Here is a 20,271-nt window from a genome sequence, read left to right as displayed (position 1 = left end):
TAGCCATAATTGATTTATAATTCAATTAAGTTCAAGTCTATTCTAAATGTTAAAGTCGACTTTAAGTCAAGACCTTGATTCAAAAATCTTTCAGGAGGGCCATCATGCTCTATACCGCCGGCGAAGCAGCCAAAATTTTAGGAATTCCAGCTTCTACACTCCGCTATTACGATAAGGAAGGACTCCTTCCCGAACTGGAACGTTCCAGCGGAGGCATGCGCATGTTCCGTGATTCAGATTTTGCGAGCCTGCGGCTCATCCAGTGCTTGAAAAAAGCAGGCCTTCCCCTGAAGGAAATCCGCGACTTCATCCGTCTTCCCAACGATGGCCAGAAGACAATCGATACCCGGTTGAAAATCCTCTCCCATCAGAAGAAACTCCTCAGAAAGAAAATGGAAGAGCTTGAGGACATGATGGGCATGGTCGAATATAAAATCTGGTACTATGAAACCGCCAAGCGCGCAGGAACGACAAAAGTTCCGGCAGAAATGGATGAAACCGAGCTCCCTGCCTATCTCCGCGATGCCTATGTGCATCTCCATGCGGTTCCGGGAAAAGAAAGGAAAGATCTCTAATCCCCTTTCATTATTATGTACCCATCCCGAAATATTTCAAGAGTATAAACAAAAAAGAAACAAGATGCTGACTGAAAATCAGATTTTGTTTCTTTTTTTATTGTTTAGACCGAAAAACGGGCCCCTTTGAGGGGCCCGTTTTCATGATGGATTAGAATTCAGTTTTCCAGAGACCATGGAGGTTGCAGTATGCATAAACCGTGCCATGTTCAACAAGATGGAAATCTGCTTCCGGTTTGTCGCCCGGTTTCAGATATTTGAAGGGGAGTCTGCCTTCACATTCCATAGCGATCCATTCGATGTAATGATTTTCCAGCATCGGATGCGGAGTGGATCCGACCTGTACATGGAGCATCTTTTCACCTTTTTCTACGACTGGTACATGCTTTTCAGCAGCTGCATCTGTCGATCCCGGAATCAGGTGTTCCATCGGTTTGCCGCAGCAGGTGAGGCTTGTGCCGCCGCCGTTCGTGATCACCGCAAGAACATTTCCACATACGTTACATTTGTAAAATTCTACTGCCATGTTCCTTACCCCCTTCAGAGATAACCAAAAACTGTAGAAAATATGAATGAAGCCCTGTGCTTTATTCATATCTATAAATATTATCCCACAAAAAGATGGAAATGTATATCAAAATAGATTAAAAATTTTTGATATATTATGACATTTCCTCAAGGAACTTAATACCATCTTGTCATTGGGAGATCGTTATTGGTTCCCTTGGTAAAGAGCATCTGATCCACATCGATGTATCCGATATAGAAGGCAGCAGCGCAGCCGCAGAGGTAAAGATCCCACATACGGACGAATTCGCTGCCCATCTTGGCTTCCACCTGTCCGCGTGCCTTCTGGAAGTTATGGTACCAGCAGGAAAGCGTCTTGTAATAATGGCGGCGAAGGCTCTCCACGTCCAGAAGCTGGAACTGGCCCTTGTAGGCAATTTCGAGCATTTCATACATGGTAGGAAGCGTCCCGCCCGGGAAAATATACTTTCTCATCCACGGATTGCTGTTGACCTTGTCCCTGCCGCTGATGAAGTGCAGGAGGAAAAGTCCTTTGTCCTTCAGAACCTGCTCGACGACACTCATGTACCGTTCATACTGCGAGCGGCCGACATGTTCCAGCATGCCGACACTGACAGCGCGGTCGAATGTCATGCCCTTCTTCGGAAGGTCCCTGTAATCGAGAAGGTCGATCTGCACCTGGCCTTCGAGCCCGAGCGCCTTGATCCTTTCCTGGCCCATTTCCCACTGTTCATGGCTGAGCGTGCATCCATATCCCTTGACGCCGTACTTCTTGGCGGCCTCAATCAGAAGATAGCCCCAGCCGCAACCGATATCCAGAAGACTCATGCCCTTTTCAAGATGAAGCTTTTCCAGAATATAATGGACCTTGTTCTTCTGTGCTTCTTCCAGCGTGTCATTGTCATTCTTGAAATAAGCGCAGGAATAACTCAGCGTCGGATCGAGCCAGAGCTTGTAGAAATCATTGCCCAGGTCATAATGGGAGCATACCTCTTCCCTCTGTGTCGACTTGTCTTCCGGCGGATAGAGAAGGGAGGCAACGGCATTCCTGTCCAGCGAGAACTGATCGATCTGCTCGAGGAGCCCTTTAAGGACGGTGAACATATCCCCTTCGACTTCAATGTCCCCTCTCATGTACGCTTCCCCAAGAGCAAGGGACGTAGAAGTCAGGAGTTCCTTCTTAGGAATATCCTTATGGAAAATAACGCGGCATACAGGCTCACCTTTCCCGATCCTGTATTCCTTGCCGCAAATCACTACGTCGAAACAGTATTTATCAAATCTCTGCAAATAATAAATAAGGAAATCATCTAAAACATGCATAGTAACGCCTCCATTCCGTCAATCACCATCTCCGCGCCATAAGCGCTTCCTCATTCATTGTATTCCCCATTTATTCAGCTGATCTCTGTATCCACTGCCTTCTTTCCGGCGGATTTCAGGAAACATTCTTGCTGACAAATCCAGTACAAGCAAAGCGCTGCGCAGCTTTCCGCAGCAGCTCTTCCTGAACCATCACCTCCCTGAACATCTTCCCTCTATGTTCATCGATAGACGACCATTTATAAATAAGTGTTTTTCTATATATAATGGTATCACTTATTCATGAATTATCCAAGGGTGTCATAATATTTTATGCAATGCCGAACAATTTGTTCATCGATAAAATCTAACTTTCAGAAGATTCTGAAATCTGGAATCATATTCCAGGACAAAAATTTAGGTATATTGGTTAATGACTATTTATCATGAAAAATCCATGTTTCTGTCAAAAAATGGATTCATCAATAAAAGCCGGGCGGCCATCCATGGGGAGGCTCCCAGCTTTTTCTCGCAGATATTCAAATTCAGAAGTGATGAATCAGAGGCTTATTCCTCTTCAAGATCATTGGGAATATCCTTGATTTTCCTGGCAGGAACACCGCCCACAAGGCAGTTATCCGGCACATCATGCGTCACAACGGCACCGGCCGCAATGACGACATTGTTTCCGATCGTGACGCCTGGAACGATGATGACACTTCCCCCGATCCATACATCATTCCCGATCGTCACTGGTTTTGCAATGCCAAGACTTTTTCTTCTGCCTGACGGGGATAAAGGATGATTGACTGTGATGATCTGCGTGCCTGGTCCTATGATGACATGGTCTCCGATCGTAACGGGTGCTATATCCAGGATCGTTACATTGTAATTGGTCAGGAAATCGTCCCCCACATGGATATTCTTTCCGTTATCACAATTGAACCTGGGGAGCACGACCGGGTTCTTTCCTACGCTTCCGAAAAGTTCCCGGATGGCTTTCTCGCATGCCGGATAATCTGTCGGATCGGTTTCATTGAGAACCTTGCACATTTTTACGGCATGAAGCTTTCTTGCGTCCACTTCGGGATCTCTGAAATCATAAGGAAGCCCTGCTTCCAGTTTTTCAAGTTCAGTCATATTATCCTTTCCCTCATTTCCTATTATTTGTAGGAAGCTTCGTAGATGGCAAGGTAATCCTCATCGGAGAGCAGAACAGGATCCGCCGTGATGTCGCCGCCGAGGACTTCATGCACTTTCTGCGGATACTTCTTCAATTCTTCCTTCGTGATGCCTGCATCGCTCATCCTGAGATCGCTGCAGCCGACACTGGCAATCAGGTCATCAAGTGCTTTGATGAAATCTTTTCCGGACGATGCATCCTTGACACCCATGGCTTTTGCCATGTCGATCATCGGCTGCTCAGCTGCTTTTCTTTCTGCAAAGAAATCAAAGTATGCATGAGAAATCATGATGAGGCCGGCTCCGTGGATAAGGTCGTCATGGAAGCTTTCCATGACATGTTCCATCGTATGCTCGGATGTGCAGAGCATGTAATAGCCTGCCAGTGTATTGGCAAGAGCCATGTTTGTTCTTGCTTCACGGTCGCTTCCATCATGATAAGCTTTTGGCAGATTCTTTGCAATGAGTTCGATTGCTTGCAGCGCGAACATTCTGCCCATGGTATGTTCATTCTTATTGATCATGGATTCAGCCGCATGGAAGAATGCATCCATTCCCTGATAAGCAGTGAATTTCTGCGGGACACTCATCATGAGGCGGCTGTCGACAACAGAAAGGCACGGGAACATGGATTCAAAGAAAATCCCTGTCTTTTCCTGTGTCGCTTCATCTGTGATGACAGAGGCCATATCGACTTCAGAGCCTGTGCCGGCCGATGTTGTGATGGCAACGATAGGAGAAGCTGCATAAAGAGCATCTTTCTTTCCGCCGTGAAGGGAGAGGCTGTAGTCCCAGATGGTGCCCGGGTTCGTCATCATGAGTGCAATGCACTTCGTGCAGTCCATGATGGAACCGCCGCCCAGGGCAATGACGAAATCACATCCTGTCTTCTTTGCCTTTTCAGCGCCGTCCATGACATTTTTGCTTGTCGGGTTCGGGCGGACTTCGTCGAAGACTTCATAGGAAACGCCGGCCAGATCGAGTTCATGCTTTACATCATCCAGATATCCGTACTTCTTGACGGACGTACCATTTGATGTCACAATCAGGGCTTTCTTTCCCGGAAGCTTCTGTTCATGAAGTTCAGAAAGCTTGCCTTCACCGAAAAGTACCCTTGCCGGCATATCGAAATTAAAGTTGTACATATTTGAATCCTCCTGCTGATTAGTCACTTACAGCTAAACCAATATCAAGTCAATCTTCCCGGGGATCTTCTACATTATAAAATCACGGATGATTTTCATCAGCGCTTTGTGTTAACATATTTAGTGTCAAATATTAACATCAGGAGGGATACTATGAAAGGACGCATGCTTTCGGATGCCATAGAGAAACTGGCCCGGGAATTCCCGCATCTCCACTGGGATTTCCGTCTCGAACCAGTCAGCGGAAAAACAGAATTCATTTCCCAATGGCTCGGAGAACCTGATGAAGAAGTCATGGTCTGCGCATTCAAGGGAAACCACATCCAGGAACGGTTTCACCGTCAGAGTTTCTTCTTCATCAATTTTGCTTACTACGGTGACTACGAAGCAGTTTCAGCCAAGTATGACCACAAGCTTCTCATGAAGGAAGGCGACTGCTACGTCGGGCAGCCCTACAGCGGGTATGCGCTCAGATGCGACAGCGCAGAAGATGTTGTGATTGCCGGCGTCCTCATCCAGAGGAAGACGTTCCTTCGCGATTACCTGGGCCCGATTTCATCAGATGCCTCTCTCGTCCGTTTTTTTCTGGATCCGACGACCAATGCATACTCCGATGAATTCATCCATTTTTCCCTGCCAAAGGATTCTCCAATCCACCATCTTCTGGATCTTATGATCATTGAATATGCCAATAAGAAGGAAGATACACAGAAGGTGCTGAAGCCTCTGATCCTTTCGATGATCATGTACATTGCAAGAGAATACAGGCTTTCCCATGAAATCGTGGATACGGATCCCCTTTCCTCCCAGCTTTTCTCTTATATGGAATCTCATTCGGATACAATCACTCTCTCAGACCTTGCCGCGCATTTCGGCTATCATCCCGTTTATCTTTCCCGCCTTCTTCCCAAACTGTTCGGGAAAAACTTTTCTTCCCTCCTTTTGGATATACGTATGAAGAAAGCGAAGATTCTTCTTGACCACACGGATCTTACCATAGAAAAAATTGCTGCCGTGCTTGGTTACAGCAACAGCAGCAATTTCTACAAATCATTCCGTCATTATTACGGGAAATCCCCGCGTTCCCTCAGCTAGGATTCCTCGTCTTTCTTTTCCTTATTTCCTTCCGGCAGTCCTTTTTCAAGGATGCCGGCTTTTCTTTGCACAGAACGCAGCGCATTTTCAAACTCGCGCCCGGATATGTTCAGATTGACATTCCTCGGCCGCTTCTTTTCAGGAAGCCCCTTCATGCTGACATCCTGCACATTGTAAGGATCCTGCATCTCCGTCAGGTACGGCCAGTACTTTTTCGGAAGGTAGAGCATCCTTTCCCTTGGATTTCTCCTGTCTTCGATGCCAAGATGGCGGTAATAGTTCCGCCAGATCTGCCGCAGGTCCTCCTCTGACTTGCTGACCTTCAGTTCCAGATTCGGATCTTCTACCTCGACAATCGATACTTTCCCCTCTTCATATACCGCCGCAATCTGCCGGTTCACGTCATAGATTGCCCAGGATTCAGCCGAAAGGCGGTTTTTGAAGTGCTCCGCCAGGATAGGTGCCACATTGTGCGTCGGGTTGATGGAAGCAAAAAGCATCCCCTCCTCCAGCTCGCTGAAGCGAAGGATGCCGCGGAACTTTTCCGCTTCATTGCCTACTTCCCTTCCCATTTCCAGGATTTCCCTCGCCCACGGCTCCTTCCAGTAGGAATACAGATCCTTTCCCGTCTTGAAACCGCGGCGCATGTACTCGAAAATCTTCATTTCCTTCTCCGGCCTTGCAGAAAGGAAAGCACGGTACACCTGGCGGATGCCTTTTTTGCCGCATTTCTTTTCAAAACTTGCCGCTACCTTTTCCGCATAGAGGAAATTTGTCTTCACAATAAAATCCGCGCCGAAAAGACGAACCTCTCCTCCTTCCGGGCCGATTCCTTCAAGCTTGCTTGTTCCGTAGTGGTAAATCTCATAGACGGCCGTCAAAAATCCCGGGTATGTGCCATCATAGTAGTAATACATGCATCCTCCCCAAGGAGCCTATGCCTGCCCGCCGAAAAGACTCATCTGGCGGACTTCTTCTGCCGCTTTGCCCGATATGAGCGCATTACGGAGGTCAATGCCATCAAGACTTCCCGGCGCGGAATACTTCCCGTTGATCGTCACAAAGTAGCGGGCGCGTTTCATCACGACTCCTATATTCTTCAAGTCTTCAAAATTGAGCGTCCCATAGTGGCGAAGGCGCATGATTCTAAGCGCGCTCCTAACGCCGATTCCGGGCACGCGCAGTATCATTTCATAAGGCGCGCGGTTCACTTCGACAGGGAAAAGCTCTCTGTGGCGGAGCGCCCAGCAGCACTTGGGATCGAGTTCCTCATCGAAATCAGGCTCCTCCGGCGACAGGATTTCTTCCGCATCAAAATGATAGAAGCGGAGCAGCCAGTCTGCCTGATAGAGCCGGTTCTCCCTCATGAGAGGCGGCGCTTTGACTGCAGGCAGGTTCTTCCCCTTCATTATGGGAACGTACGCGGAATAGTAGACTCTCTTCAAAGATGCCTTGCGGTACAGTCCCTGCGTCAGAAGGAGAATCTGCCGGTCGCTTTCCCCGCTGGCTCCCACGATGAGCTGCGTCGTCTGTCCAGCAGGCACAAAGGAGGGCGCTCTCTTGAATTTCTTCCTTTCTTCCTTGTTTTCCCTGATCGAGTCACGGAAAAACTTCATCGGCGCCATGATGGCCTGCTTCGTTTTCTGCGGTGCCAGAAGATGGAGCGACTTCTCCGAGGGAAGCTCTATATTGACGCTCACCCTGTCCACGTAGCGGCCAAGCTCGTTCAAAAGCTTCGGATCCGTTCCGGGAATGCCTTTCATATGGATGTACCCATTGAAATGCTCCCTTTCGCGGAGAAGCTTTGCCGTGCGGATCAAAAGCTCCGTCGTATAATCCGGCGACTTCACGATGCCGGATGAAAGGAAAAGTCCCTCTATATAGTTCCTGCGGTAAAACTCAATCGTCAAAAGCACGATTTCCTCGGGCGTCAGCATGGCGCGCGGCGTATCGTTGCTCCTCCGGTTCACGCAGTATTCACAGTCATAAATGCAGGAATTCGTCATCAGGATCTTCAGCAGTGAAATGCAGCGCCCGTCCGCCGTCCAGCTGTGACAGATGCCGCTGTAATAGGCATTCCCCAGGCCGCCTGGCCGATTGGGCCGCGATGAGCCGCTTGAAGAGCAGGACACATCATACTTCGCTGCGTCTGCCAGTATATCCAGTCTGTCTTCTATGTCCATCTCTTCCTCCTAGAACATTTTTTCTATTCCATATTATAGCACAAGGACTTTTATATGGGAATAGTTGTTCTATTCTTTCAATAAAAAAACACTGGCGAAATGTGCAGTCATTTTGTCAGAGCTTCTTTTACTTTTATTCTTTTGATTCTTCAAGGATTTTCAAAAGCGCATCTTTATCTGTCTTTCCCGTCGATCTTTTGGGAATGGATTTGACGCGGATGAAGCGGTGAGGGATTTCCCAGATTTCCAGCTTTTCATGAAGTTTCCGTATCATCGTCCTGGTATCCGGCACATCATCCCCTGCGACAAAGGCAATAAGGCGCAGCCCGTTTTCTGATGGAACGGCAAGAAGCTCCGCTTCATCGATGCCCTCAGTCATGAGGATATGGGAAATGACGCGCTGGCGGCTGACGTGGTTTCCCTTGATATTATATACATCTTCTCTTCTTCCTGTGAAATGGAGCCATCCGTCCTTGTCAAAATAGCCCAGGTCATGGCAGGTAAAGGGAAGAGGAATATCCTCGACCCTGTACGGACTTTCTACAAAGATTTCTCCGTCCTTGATCGTGACATTAACGCCGGGGAAGGGTTTCCCCACGCTGTCAGGCATTTCAAGGATCTTGCTTCCCCGTATGCAGGAAACATAATTCAGTTCTGATGCGCCATAGTACATGACGGTATCAGATTTCGGGAAGCGCTTTTTAAGGCCGGTAAGGATCCGCTCGGTCATGAGCTGGGAACCGGTCAGGATATATTTCACAGAATCCGACGACCCGTTCATTCTTGAAAGAGGATACAGCTTGGAAGGAATCATGTAAATATGCGTTGCATGGAGTGATATGATTTCCTTCATCCATGTGCGCGGAAGGACTTTCATCGTCCCTGCAATCACCGCGCCTTCGGCCATGAAGGAAAAGAGCATGTTGAGGTTTCCCGTGAATGCCATGGATCCCTGCGTATACAGGATGGAATTTCCGTCCACACCAAAGGCCTTGTTCTGCACAGGGAAGAAATCCGCCCAGCTTTCCACACGCCGGAAAAGGATCTTTGAAAGGCCGCTGCTTCCTGAAGTCAGGACAGCAACGCCTTCTTTTCTTGTGATGCCCGTATCCTTGATTCTTCCAAAGAAAAGCCCGTCTTCCCTTTTGGAAACGGAAACGCCGCCCGTCTCGCTGTCCGTCAGGAAAAAATCAATCGGGCGCGCATCGAAGAGTTCCTCGAGTCTTTCCCCTTTGATATATTCATGGACAAGGAGCGGAACGGCTCCTGCTCTTTCCACGGCAAGGAACCAGAGCACCTGGCTTGCCGGGTCCGTCAGGTAGAGTGCAACGACCTTCCCGTGCACTTCTTCAGGCAAAGATTCCCCTTTTCCTTTTGTAAAAGCATCCGCTTCTCCATAAGTGATCGTTTTCCCGTCAAGAGAAAGAAAAGCATGATCCGGCCTGTCCTTCCCCCAGCGGATCACATAATCGGATAATTTCATTCTTCCGCCTCCGTGCGCTTTACAAGGATGGCTTCACCGACACCGCCGGCAGCAGGAATGGCAGCCGCGCCAAGACGCCCTTCCTTCTCCCGGAGGATTTCCATCAGATGGATCATGATCTCAGCGCCGGATGCGCCATAAGGATGCCCGTAGGCAAGAGCGTTTCCTGCCTGATTGAGACGCCCGGCCACTTCAGGATGCTTCTTCATGAAATGCGCGCTGATGACGGCAAATGCTTCGTTATACTCGAAAGCATCGATATCCTCGTAAGTGAGCTGATTGGCCTCAAGCATTTCCGATACCGCCGCGTCCGCCGCAAGAGGCGGCACCTTGGGATCGCTGCCGATGAGCCTCGTATCTGCGATTTCAAAGGCAGGCGTGATTTCATGTTCATCCGCCCAAGCTTCAGAAACAAGAAGAAGGAAAGCGGCTCCGTCATTCATTGTGCAGGAGTTGGCGGCCGTCAGTATCCCATCCTGGAAATCCGTCACGCGCGGCGCCCTTTCCAGAAGCTTCCTGCTCATTCTGGGACGGATGGCTTCATCCCTTGTACTGCCAAAGAGGGGCAGGATGACATCCCTGAATATTCCATTTTCGGATGCATCTTTTGCAAGCATCTGGCTTCTAAGCGCCGCTTCATCCGCTTCTTCCCTTGTAATGCCTGCCGCTTTGGCAGCTCGTTCTGCCCCAAGGAGCATGGCATCGTCTCCGAATTCTCCCGGCATGAACTGCGCCGCTGTGAATTCCGGATTCCTGAGCTTTGCCCTTTCATCATGATCGGCATATATTCTTTTTGGCTGGAGGGATGCACTTTCCGCGCCGCCTGCCAGGACTACATCGCACTGCCCTGCCGCAATCCTGCCTGCGGCCATATCGATGGCGGCAAGACCGGAAGCGCACTGGAGATCAAGCGTAAAAGCAGGCACCCTTTCAGGGAAACCGCTTTCCAAAAGAAGCAGTCTTCCGATATTTCCTCCGGGTCCCACTGCATTCCCGCAAATGCAAAGGTCCGGCACGACGCTGTACCTTCTGCAAAGCTCGGCGGCTACACGACCGCCCAGCACTTCGGGCCTTACTGATTTGAAAATCCCATACCGGATCCCGATATGCGACCGGAGTCCTCCTAATATATATACCTTCCTGTCTCTCATGATCTCACCGCCACAAAGCACAACTGATCCGTGTATCCTTCAATCTTCTGATCTTTCTCCATCAAGTATACTTCTTCTCCGCTGAAGACGGGATGATGGAACGAAATTTTCATGCCATCTGAGGGATACTCTTCCATCACGGATTCAAAAATCTGAAATCCGCTGACGACGGGTTTCTCTGTGTAATGGATTTCATTATGGTCGCCAAGCGCTTTGCTGTAAGCTCTGACTTCATCTGCTGAAAATGATTTCCAGAAGGCGGCTTCATCGGGCCGCTTCTCTCCTTCTTTGGGAGCAGAAGGTTTTGAAAGGATGAGCTCAAGAAATTCCCCGCTTTTCCTGCCGCGGACGGCCACGCGGAGAAGTTTCCCATCGCGGATGATTTCCTCATACGCTTTATTTTCTCCATTTCTTTTTTTATATGTCAGCCTGCCCATCAGCATCCCCTGCCACTCCGGGCGCCATATGCGGCAGATGGCCTTTACTGCATCTTTCATATTTCCTCCTATGAAAAAACCGTTCCCTGGGGAACGGTCTTATGAATCAGTTGGTTCCGATCAGTCTCTTGCGGTATCTGCTGATCAGGTAAGAGGCCAAAACGATCTTTGTGATATCCCCCGGCAGGAACGGGAACATGCAGAGAAGCATGGAAGCCCAGAGTCCGTTTCCGGTCAGGAACATGAACCATGCCAGTCCCATCGTATAGCAGGCTGCCGTACCAAGTACTGTGCCAAGGAGCATGTTCTTGAACGTGAAGCCGAGCTTTTCACCGACAAGGCCGACGATGAATGCCATGACTGCAAAGCCGACGATGAATCCGCCGGATGGTCCCGCAATGACGGAAACGCCTGCGCGCATCATGGAGAATACAGGAACACCTGCCATGCCAAGAAGCAGGTAGATGACAAGACTCAGGAAACCGTAGCGCTTGCCAAGGAATCCGCCTGCCATGAGGGCTGCAAAGGAGCCCAGAGTGATCGGCACCGGCTGGATCGGTATTGTCAGCTGCGAGAATACGGCGCAGACTGCTGTAAAGAGAGCACACATGACCTGCATGCGTACAGAATGATTATTTCCCATAAGAACCCCTCCGTGTAGTGATTTACTTAAATTATTATAGTCACTTGGTTTATTTATGTCAACTAGATTTCATTAACAGTTGACAATTAATTTACTGCTCTTCTCTCATTTAAAAACCCGCCCAGAAGGGCGGGTCTTTGTGAGGTGATTATCATTAAGGGTATCCTTAATTTTCGTGATTATTTGCCGCAGTGTCTTGCTTCCTGAGACTTCTTGTACTGTTCATTGACAAAGTCCCAGTTGATGATGCGGAACCATTCATTGATGTAATCAACGCGGCGGTTCTGATACTTCAGGTAGTAAGCATGTTCCCAGACGTCCAGGCAGAGCAGCGGTCTCTTCCCTTCTGTCAGCGGGTTATCCTGGTTGGCAGTGGAAAGAATTTCAAGCTTGTCGCCGTCAGCGACGAGCCATGCCCAGCCGCTTCCGAAACGGCCTGCGGCAGCAGCAGCAAACTGTTTCTTGAATTCTTCATAGGAACCGAAGGTTTCCTTGATCTTGTCAGCAACAGGGCCTGCAAATGCAGTCTGTCCTTCCGGAGCCATCATTTCCCAGAACAGGGTGTGGTTGTATGTTCCGCCGCCATTGTTGCGGACAGCGCCTTTGATGTCTTCCGGCAGATGATTCAGATGAGCGATCAGGAATTCAACTGATCTTTCAAACAGTTCCGGATGAGCTTCCAGTGCCTTGTTCAGGTTTGCTACGTAGGTTGCATGATGTTTATCATGATGGAAACGCATGGTGTCTGCATCGATCACAGGTTCAAGAGCGTCATAAGCATAAGGTAAAGCGGGTAATTCAAAAGCCATAATAAACTCTCCTCTCATATGTAAACTTTTCTAAATATATTTAGTTAATAACTAACTCTGAATGTATTGTATCGTAAATTTTCGAAATAGTCAAGCGTGTTTCGATATAGAAATTTCATAATGTGTTGCGTTTTTGTGACCATTCATTATCATTTAGATCGAATTTTGTAAACATAAAGAGAGATCCTTTTGATTTATCCCCTTCCCGGCATGAAAAAAGAGCCTCTCCGGCTAGAAGAGACTTCTTTTTATTATTGATGCTTTATGTCCTATCAGACGAGCTTGCTGAAATCGCCCCATGCGCGGAAGAGATCCAGTGCAGAGATCAGCTGGGAAACACGGTTGGCCTTGACCTTTTCATCATCGACCATAACCATGACGTTGTCCAGGTAATCATTGATCGGAGCTGTCAGCTTCTTCAGAGAAGCGAGAGCTTTTCCGTACTGGTATTCCTTGTAGAGCGGAAGAACTTCAGCTTTCACTTCATCAAGTGCTGCCTGCAAATTCTTTTCATATTCTACTTCAAAGAGGGACGGATCGACTGCTCCGCCTTCCTTGTCCTTGGTGATGTTTGCCAGTCTTGTGACAGCCTGACGGAGATCGGTTTCATCCTTCAGCTGGCTTTCTGCCATGGCTCTTGCTTTCAGGAAGAGAGCTTCGATGTCGTCGACCGGGCCTGCGAGGACTGCGTCAATGATATCGTAAGCAATGCCTTCATCGAGCATGATGGCTTTGATTCTCTGGCGGAAGAATTCTTCGATCTGGCCCAGAGCTGTTTCCTTGGCTTCCTTTTCACCCGGGAGGAGTTCGAGCGCTTTTCTGATGCCTTCCCTGATATCCCAGTGGATGCCGCCGTCAGTCAGGATGTTGACAGCGCCGATGGTCTGTCTTCTCAAAGCAAACGGATCCTGGGAGCCTGTCGGAATGAGGCCGCGGAGGAATGTAGCAGCGAGGTTGTCGAGCTTGTCAGCCATGGAAAGAACACGGCCGATGGATTCCTGCGGGAGGATATCGCCGGCAAATCTTGGCATGTACTGTTCGAAAATGGCCTGTGCAACGTTCTTCTTTTCACCGTCGAGGAGAGCATATTCCTTGCCCATTTCGCCCTGCAGTTCAGTGAATTCGGTAACCATGCCGGTAGCAAGGTCGGATTTGGAAAGGTAAGCTGCTCTTTCTGCATCAGCCTTTTCATCAGCGGAAAGGTTCCATCCGTCGCAGATGAAATCAGACAGCTTCTGGAGGCGGTCAGCCTTGTCAAGCATGGTGCCCATGCCTTCCTGATAGTTGATGCGGGTCAGGTCTTCCCGGTGGCCTTCCAGGCTCTTCTTCCTGTCGTTTTCAAAGAAAAACTTAGCGTCGTCAAGGCGGGCGCGGAGAACGCGTTCATTGCCGATCTGTACGTTATGGATTGCCTTTGTGCCGCCGTTTCTGACGGTAAGGAAGTACGGCATCAGGGAGCCGTCTTCATTTCTGACAGGATAGTATCTCTGATGATCTCTCATCGGGGTAACGACAGCCGGTACCGGAAGCTTCAGGAATTCTTCATCGATGCGGCCATAGAGAGGTGTCGGATATTCAACGAGGTAGTTGATTTCTTCAAGAAGGTCTGCATTGTGCCAGACATTGCCGCCCAGTTCTTCCGCCTTGGCAAGAAGGCCCTTGCGGATCATGTCGCGGCGTTCATCCTGATCGACAATGACAGATGCCTTGCGCATGGTTTCCTTGTAGGTTTCCGGGCTTTCAATCGTGACATCTTCCTTGCAGAGAAAACGATGTCCGCGGCTGATTCTGCCGCTCTTGACATGAGCAAATTCCATCGGAACGACTTCGCTGCCGCAGAGAGCGACGATCCAGCGGATCGGACGGATGAAACGGGCTTCCTCATCAGCCCAGCGCATGCTTCTTGTGAAGTTCAGTCCTGTAATGAGGGACGTGAAAAGAGAAGGAAGGATGTCTTCGATCTTTTTGCCTTCATTGACGACATGAGCCCATGTATATTCGCCTTCCCTGATAAGCTCGGAAGGATCGATATGCTGTCCTCTTGCAAAGCCCTGTGCCGCTCTGGTCGGATTGCCGTCTTCATCAAAAGCAGCCTTGATGGACGGGCCGCGCTTCTTGACTTCTTCATCAGGCTGGCGGTCAGCAGCTTCCTTGACGAGGACTGCGAGTCTTCTCGGTGTTGCGTAAACGGTGATTTCCTTAAGGGAAATGCGATTTTCTCCGAAGGCATTTTCCGCCAGAACGCGGAGCTGATCAACGACTCCGGACATAATATTAGCCGGCATTTCTTCCGTGCCGATTTCCAAAAGCAGATTCTTACTCATTTCCCTCGCCTCCCTTCAGCATGGGGAATCCCAGTTCCTTGCGCTTCTTCAGCCATTCCTTGGCGCACATTCTTGCCATGTTTCTGACGCGTGCGATATATTCCGTTCTTTCAGAAAGGGAAATAGCGCCGGCAGCATCCAGAAGGTTGAATGCATGGGAACATTTCAGTACATAATCGTAAGCTGGAAGGACGAAGCCCTTCTTGACTACGCGGGTTGCTTCTTTTTCATACATGTCAAACAGCTTGAAGAGCATATCATGGTCAGAAAGCTCATAGCTATAAACGGACTGTTCATATTCGTTTTCATGCCATACGTCGCCGTAGGTAACGCCGTCAGTCCATTCCAGATCATAGACATTGTCCTTTTCCTGAATGTACATGGCAATACGTTCGAGACCGTATGTGATTTCAACGGCTACCGGATGTTCATCAATGCCGCCGACCTGCTGGAAATAGGTGAACTGGGTGATTTCCATGCCGTCGAGCCATACTTCCCAGCCGATGCCCCATGCGCCGAGCGTCGGGGATTCCCAGTTGTCTTCTACGAAGCGGATATCATGTTCTTCCGGATCGATGCCGAGTTCCTTCAAGGATTCGAGATAGGTCTCCTGGATATTGTTCGGGGACGGTTTCATAATCACCTGGAACTGATGATGCTGGTACAGACGGTTCGGGTTGTCGCCGTATCTTCCGTCATCCGGGCGGCGGGACGGTTCAACGTATGCTACGTTCCATGGTTCCGGTCCGATGGTGCGAAGGAATGTCGCAGGGTTCATCGTGCCTGCGCCCTTTTCCACGTCATATGGCTCTCCCAGTATGCATCCCTGTTTTGACCAGAAACGCTGGAGTGCCAGAATAATCTGCTGAAATGTCATATTTCCTCCTGAAAACAATCTGAAAAACAATAAAAAATCCCTGTAACAATATAGTTACAGGGACGAGTTACAGGGATCATTAACCCGCGGTTCCACCCTCATTGGCCATTGGCCCGCCTTAATTGATAGCAGCCCTACTCTGTTCAGGCAGCAGCTCCGAAACGCCTTCCGCACCATACCGGTCTCTCACTGTCACCGGATCGCTGACTGTGCGTACTCCTTTTCTTCATCGCCGTAGTTATGGAAACATAATAACAAATGCAGGGGTAAATGTAAAGCAGTTATGCAAGTATTCAATTCCCATTGACCGTCATACTATCCGGATCATCAAAGAGTTCAGGATAAACGGCCTTTGCGCTTGCCTCCACGGCATCGGTGATGTGCTGCGACATGACAAACTTGTACCTCTCAGGGAATGGCACCATCCTATGGTTCTTCACTGCCTTCACATCCTGGAAAGCAGGATTCGACAGGATCTCATGAGCAAACTCGCTTTCACTCATGTGCATGCCGGACTGCCAGACCGGCAGAAGAATCACATCCGGATCGATGGCCGGCAGCACTTCCATGGAAATAAAGGTGCTGCTTCCCCTTGGAATCTCGCGGATATCATAGATGGCGGCGCCATCCTTCACATGTGCCATTTCAAGGACTTCCGCAAACAAAGTCCCCTTCTTTCCAAGGATGCCCCTGAAGGAAAGTCCGAGCGCTTTCCTTTCCTGGTCTGGCGAAATTGCGGAAAGCTTCTTTTCCAAAGCATCCCGCTTTTCCCTCATATCCTCTATCATCTGATTTCCCTTGTCCTCTTCATCGACCGCCTTTGCAATCCCCTTAATCCTTACCTCCATATCATCCCAGTTCTTTGGAATGATTGAGACAAACACAGGCACGCCGGATGCAGAAAGTGTCTGGACGAAATTGGCAGGCGTTCCCTTAGAAACGAGGACCAGATCCGGCTTAAGCGCCATGACGGCTTCCGGATTGAGATCCATCGTGCGCCCCACCGCTTCCTTTTCCTTCTTCGTCACAAAAGTGATTCCTTCATCCCCTGCATATTTAGAAAGCGCACTGATCCGCTTCGTACTTACAAGCCCAAGAAGGACTTCATCAGTGCCATACGTCAGGGAAATGATATGCGACGGCTTTTCAGGGATCCTTACTTCCCTTCCCGCATCATCAGTCAACACGCGCCCAGTCGAACTTTTCTCAACCATGCAGCCGGTAAGCATGGCCATCGAAAGAAAGCAGCAGAAGAAAATCAGGAAAAACTTTTTCATAATACCTCTCAAAGAACAGCTTCTTTTTATGATCAAAACGAACATTGGAATTCATGCTATACTTATCAAATTATGCCCCGTTATTAGAATGATGTCAATTATTCTGTAATATTAAATTAATCTTTTGCTTATAATACACCAATTATATTTTCTTTTTAAAGCTTATATCGAAATATGCTAAAATAAAGGCAAATGAAACTAACACTGGAAAAGAAAGCTTTCCCAGATTTATTCTGTGAGGTGATTCTATGTTCCATCATCAACTGGCAGCCATTCTTGCGGCGGCCGCTCTTACGCTTTCGGCAAATGTCTATGCAGCTGAAACCCCTCAGCCTTCTGAAGCTCTTTCCCCTGTCCCCTTTGCAGCGGGCGTTGAAAAGGATGGCAAGTGGGGCGCGCTTGACGCGTCGGGCAAGGTCGTCATTCCCCTTTCTTATGACAAGGAAGCAGTTTCCCTTTCTGATTCTGAAGACCAGGAAGCTGACCTTGCGAGCCAGGCGGGCCGTGACAACCTGATCGAGGTATCAAAGGGCAAGCTTCGCGGCTTCTACAACAGGGAAGGCAAAGTCATCGTCCCTGTTTCCTATGAAAGCCGTTCTGTCTGGAAGGACAATGCGCTTGCGGTCAAGCTTCCCGACAGCAAGATACGCTTCTATCGGGAAGACGGCACTGTCATCTCCGATCACATGTATGATCAGGTCTCTGATTTCCAGGGCGGCTCTGCCATTGTCAAGCTGGATGGCAAGTACGGCTACCTTTTCTATGACGGAAAGGAAATTGCGCCTCTCTACCAGGAAGCGCGCTGGTTTGCTGAGGGGCTTGCGCCTGTAAAGATGGACGGGAAATGGGGCGTCATCAATCAGACCGGCGCCGTTGTCATCGAGCCTTCTTATAAGGATTCAGGGCCATCCTTCAGCAGCGGTCTTCTGGCAGTCAAGAATAAGGAAAATCTCTGGGGTTTCATCAATAAGGAAAATACACCTGTCGTACCCTTCTCTTATGAAGAAGCTGTACCTGTTTTTTCCGAACACCTGACAGCCGTCAAGAATAAGGAAGGCCTCTGGGGCTTTATCAATGACGAGGGAACGGTTGCTGTAAAGCCGCAGTTCAAGCGCGTCATGACAGAATTTTCTGAAGGCCTGGCAGGTGTCAAGACAATCGACGGCGGCGCTTATATCAAGCCGGACGGGACGATTGCTTTCATGGCTGATTATGACATGCTCTTCCCCTTCGAAGATGGTCTGGCAGAAGTCAGGAAGGGCGAGGTCAGGGAAGAAGGCGTCGTACGCCGCTATCCTGTCTCGATCGGAATCGGCTGGGGCTGGGGCCACTGGCTGCGTCCCCACCATCACCACCGCTATCACAGCGGATGGGGTTTTGGCATCGGTTTCCCGCTCTGGGATCCGTGGGGCTATGAATACGGAACGGTTCCAACCGTCCTTGTCAAACGCGGTTACATCGATAATACCGGCAAGGTCATTGCAAGCACGTCGAATGCTCGCGTCTTCCCGGCATCGAGCCGCGGCATCCTTGTTTTCAATAATGACCGCTACGGCTGGGAAAACAGGAGCGGCACATTCATTGCCCACATCGCTTACAAAGCAGTCATCCCCGTCGATGAAGCAGGCATCCTCATCTGCAGGAATGACAAGGGAGACTGGGGCGTCCTTTCCATGGACGACGGCAAAGAGCTCGTTCCCTTCTCTTACGATGAGATCAAGTACCTGGGAAGCTCGATCCTTTCCTATAAGCAGGACGGGAAATACGGCATCCTTGATAAGGATGGGAAAGTCATTTCCGCTCCCCTCTACCGCGAAACGGGCACTGCTTCCTGCGGCCTGATTCCGGTGAAGGATGATGCATGGAAGGTCATCAGCTATGATGGCAGCGACGTCATCGTTTTCCCAAAGAAGATCAGCCAGATGACGTCCTTCATGAATGACAGGGCCGGTGTCAAAGTCGATGGCAAGTGGGGCCTTATCGATACAAAAGGAAACTGGATCGTTTCCCCAACGTACGATAACCTGAAATTCTTTGAATAAATTCACAATAAAACCGCTTTGAAGCATTTATTGCTTTCAAAGCGGTTTTTTCGTTTACAGAATTGTTGCCAGAAGGAAGAGAAGAATCAGGAGAAGCAGCATCTGCATGTTGTTTCTGCTCCTGACCTTTCTGTCGGTCACATGCACGCCCCAGTTCCATTTCGTATAAAGGACCAGCGTGATCCAGAGCATGAAGGAAACGAGGGTATATTTCAGGATGGAATCAGGCACAACGCCGGGAACAAGCCCTCTTTCCGAAAGCGGTACGAGAATCAGCATGATGCAGACAAGGATCGTCAAAGGATAGAGGAAGACCTTCGGCGCCTCCCTGACAATGAAAGCTTCTTCTTTTGTCATCCTGTAATGCAGAAGATATGTCTTGATAAACCAAAGGCATATGAAAATGGAAATAATATCGCCAAGGTAATTATTCATGAGCTGCTCTCCTCCAGTGTCCTGTATTACTTACTATTATCTGTCATCAGGCGCTGCATGACAAGCAGGATTATCTGTTTTACTGTTATCTTATCGATAGTTATAAAAATTTTGTGAGATAGCAGGTTTTCCTGCCCAATGATAAACTTAGATATAAATCAAAATAGAATTTCTATCTGTTCCTGCTTTTTCCTTCCTTCAAGGAGTGTGATTTATGAACCGTCTGCATCAATATGTTGCCCGTTTGCTGCACCTGCCTTCTGACGCATCACGTTCTTTTGGAAAACTGCGTCTCGAAGAATCCATCGACCGCATGGATTCCTCCATTGAAACAGCGCCAAAAGCAGAATGGATCCACGACGGCATGACAGACAGTGAAATCGTAAAAGCTGTCTATTACGGCACTTTTCCCCTTCATATCCTTTCCCTTGATATCGACAGGAATATGGAACTGACCTTTCATAACGAAAAGCTCTGGATCATTTCCTTTACAACGATTCCCGAGCACTGGATGATTTACCGCCCCGCCAGAGACTACCTCATCCACGCTTTGACAAAGGGCCTTGGCGTCAGCCCCGGTCTGTCTGAAAAGCACCACCCTTTCTGGGTCAATGATGACGTGACCGCCGAAATCATCAGCGAGGAAAATGCTGACGGCTTATCGAAGCTGACACTGAAAATCGCATCCATGGACATCAGCATGGAAGTCTGGAAAGAAAAGCGCATCCGCGAAAGGCAGTTTTCAAAATCAGGACTTTAAATAATGAATATAAAGCGAGCCGC

The 20,271-nt window shown here is 49.0% G+C and carries 19 protein-coding genes; 4 read left to right on the top strand and 15 right to left on the bottom strand.

Features of this window, described 5'->3' with window-relative positions; all coding sequences use genetic code 11:
• Positions 1-104 precede the first annotated feature (104 nt).
• Positions 105-575 carry a MerR family transcriptional regulator gene (locus M3200_RS07165; protein WP_022382856.1) on the top strand — a complete coding sequence of 157 codons (471 nt, stop codon included), beginning with the start codon at positions 105-107 and terminating at the stop codon, positions 573-575.
• A 151-nt stretch (positions 576-726) separates the two neighbouring features.
• Here the strand turns inward: M3200_RS07165 and M3200_RS07160 are convergent, their stop codons facing one another.
• From M3200_RS07160 to M3200_RS07145, 4 genes are all read right to left on the bottom strand, one after another.
• The gene (locus tag M3200_RS07160; protein ID WP_108849927.1) at positions 727-1,101 is read right to left on the bottom strand and encodes a desulfoferrodoxin family protein; all 375 of its coding nucleotides are present in this window, start codon (positions 1,099-1,101) and stop codon (positions 727-729) included.
• A gap of 158 nt (positions 1,102-1,259) precedes the next feature.
• Positions 1,260-2,426: an SAM-dependent methyltransferase gene (locus tag M3200_RS07155; protein WP_022382854.1), complete on the bottom strand. Its 1,167-nt coding sequence runs from the start codon at positions 2,424-2,426 to the stop codon at positions 1,260-1,262.
• Between the two features lie 546 nt (positions 2,427-2,972).
• Entirely contained in the window at positions 2,973-3,545 is a 573-nt protein-coding gene (locus M3200_RS07150) for a sugar O-acetyltransferase (protein ID WP_022382853.1), read from the bottom strand.
• 23 nt (positions 3,546-3,568) lie between these two features.
• Positions 3,569-4,732, bottom strand: coding sequence for an iron-containing alcohol dehydrogenase (locus tag M3200_RS07145; protein ID WP_022382852.1), 1,164 nt, complete (start codon positions 4,730-4,732; stop codon positions 3,569-3,571).
• A 153-nt stretch (positions 4,733-4,885) separates the two neighbouring features.
• On the opposite strand from M3200_RS07145, the gene M3200_RS07140 reads away from it, so the two are divergent.
• Positions 4,886-5,827, top strand: a complete 942-nt coding sequence (locus M3200_RS07140; protein WP_022382851.1) for a helix-turn-helix transcriptional regulator — start codon at positions 4,886-4,888, stop codon at positions 5,825-5,827.
• On the opposite strand, the gene M3200_RS07135 is transcribed toward M3200_RS07140, so the two are convergent.
• The 10 genes from M3200_RS07135 to M3200_RS07090 all read right to left on the bottom strand — a co-directional run bounded on the left by M3200_RS07135 (position 5,824) and on the right by M3200_RS07090 (position 17,011).
• Entirely contained in the window at positions 5,824-6,744 is a 921-nt protein-coding gene (locus tag M3200_RS07135; protein WP_022382850.1) for a TIGR03915 family putative DNA repair protein, read from the bottom strand. The genes M3200_RS07140 and M3200_RS07135 overlap by 4 nt on opposite strands.
• Before the next feature lie 18 nt (positions 6,745-6,762).
• Positions 6,763-8,010 carry a putative DNA modification/repair radical SAM protein gene (locus tag M3200_RS07130; RefSeq protein ID WP_022382849.1) on the bottom strand — a complete coding sequence of 416 codons (1,248 nt, stop codon included), beginning with the start codon at positions 8,008-8,010 and terminating at the stop codon, positions 6,763-6,765.
• A gap of 133 nt (positions 8,011-8,143) precedes the next feature.
• Positions 8,144-9,493, bottom strand: a complete 1,350-nt coding sequence (locus M3200_RS07125; protein ID WP_022382848.1) for an AMP-binding protein — start codon at positions 9,491-9,493, stop codon at positions 8,144-8,146.
• Positions 9,490-10,644, bottom strand: coding sequence for a thiolase family protein (locus tag M3200_RS07120; protein WP_022382847.1), 1,155 nt, complete (start codon positions 10,642-10,644; stop codon positions 9,490-9,492). The genes M3200_RS07125 and M3200_RS07120 overlap by 4 nt, the downstream gene beginning before the upstream one ends.
• Positions 10,641-11,141 carry a MaoC family dehydratase gene (locus M3200_RS07115; protein ID WP_022382846.1) on the bottom strand — a complete coding sequence of 167 codons (501 nt, stop codon included), beginning with the start codon at positions 11,139-11,141 and terminating at the stop codon, positions 10,641-10,643. Before M3200_RS07115 ends, M3200_RS07120 begins: the two co-directional genes overlap by 4 nt.
• Positions 11,142-11,187: 46 nt before the next feature.
• Positions 11,188-11,724, bottom strand: coding sequence for a biotin transporter BioY (locus M3200_RS07110; RefSeq protein WP_022382845.1), 537 nt, complete (start codon positions 11,722-11,724; stop codon positions 11,188-11,190).
• Positions 11,725-11,903: 179 nt separating this feature from the next.
• Complete coding sequence (locus M3200_RS07105; protein WP_022382844.1) at positions 11,904-12,533, bottom strand: superoxide dismutase; 630 nt, start codon at positions 12,531-12,533, stop codon at positions 11,904-11,906.
• Positions 12,534-12,805: 272 nt separating this feature from the next.
• Entirely contained in the window at positions 12,806-14,857 is a 2,052-nt protein-coding gene (gene glyS, locus M3200_RS07100; RefSeq protein WP_022382843.1) for a glycine--tRNA ligase subunit beta, read from the bottom strand.
• On the bottom strand, positions 14,850-15,734 hold the full coding sequence (glyQ, locus tag M3200_RS07095) for a glycine--tRNA ligase subunit alpha (protein ID WP_022382842.1): 885 nt from the start codon (positions 15,732-15,734) through the stop codon (positions 14,850-14,852). Before glyQ ends, glyS begins: the two co-directional genes overlap by 8 nt.
• A 293-nt stretch (positions 15,735-16,027) precedes the next feature.
• On the bottom strand, positions 16,028-17,011 hold the full coding sequence (locus tag M3200_RS07090) for an ABC transporter substrate-binding protein (RefSeq protein ID WP_022382841.1): 984 nt from the start codon (positions 17,009-17,011) through the stop codon (positions 16,028-16,030).
• 248 nt (positions 17,012-17,259) lie between these two features.
• Between M3200_RS07090 and M3200_RS07085 the strand changes: the two genes are divergently transcribed.
• Positions 17,260-19,053, top strand: coding sequence for a WG repeat-containing protein (locus M3200_RS07085; RefSeq protein ID WP_022382840.1), 1,794 nt, complete (start codon positions 17,260-17,262; stop codon positions 19,051-19,053).
• Positions 19,054-19,107: 54 nt separating this feature from the next.
• On the opposite strand, the gene M3200_RS07080 is transcribed toward M3200_RS07085, so the two are convergent.
• Entirely contained in the window at positions 19,108-19,488 is a 381-nt protein-coding gene (locus M3200_RS07080; protein WP_022382839.1) for a hypothetical protein, read from the bottom strand.
• Positions 19,489-19,702: 214 nt separating this feature from the next.
• On the opposite strand from M3200_RS07080, the gene M3200_RS07075 reads away from it, so the two are divergent.
• Entirely contained in the window at positions 19,703-20,248 is a 546-nt protein-coding gene (locus tag M3200_RS07075) for a hypothetical protein (protein ID WP_022382838.1), read from the top strand.
• Positions 20,249-20,271: the final 23 nt, after the last annotated feature.

This window comes from Dialister sp. CAG:357 (assembly GCF_000435155.1).
In the GTDB taxonomy this organism is placed as follows: Bacteria; Bacillota; Negativicutes; order Veillonellales; family Dialisteraceae; genus Dialister; species Dialister hominis.
The sequence above is the reverse complement of the archived record's forward strand: the minus strand, read 5'-3'. Positions and strand labels throughout refer to the sequence as shown.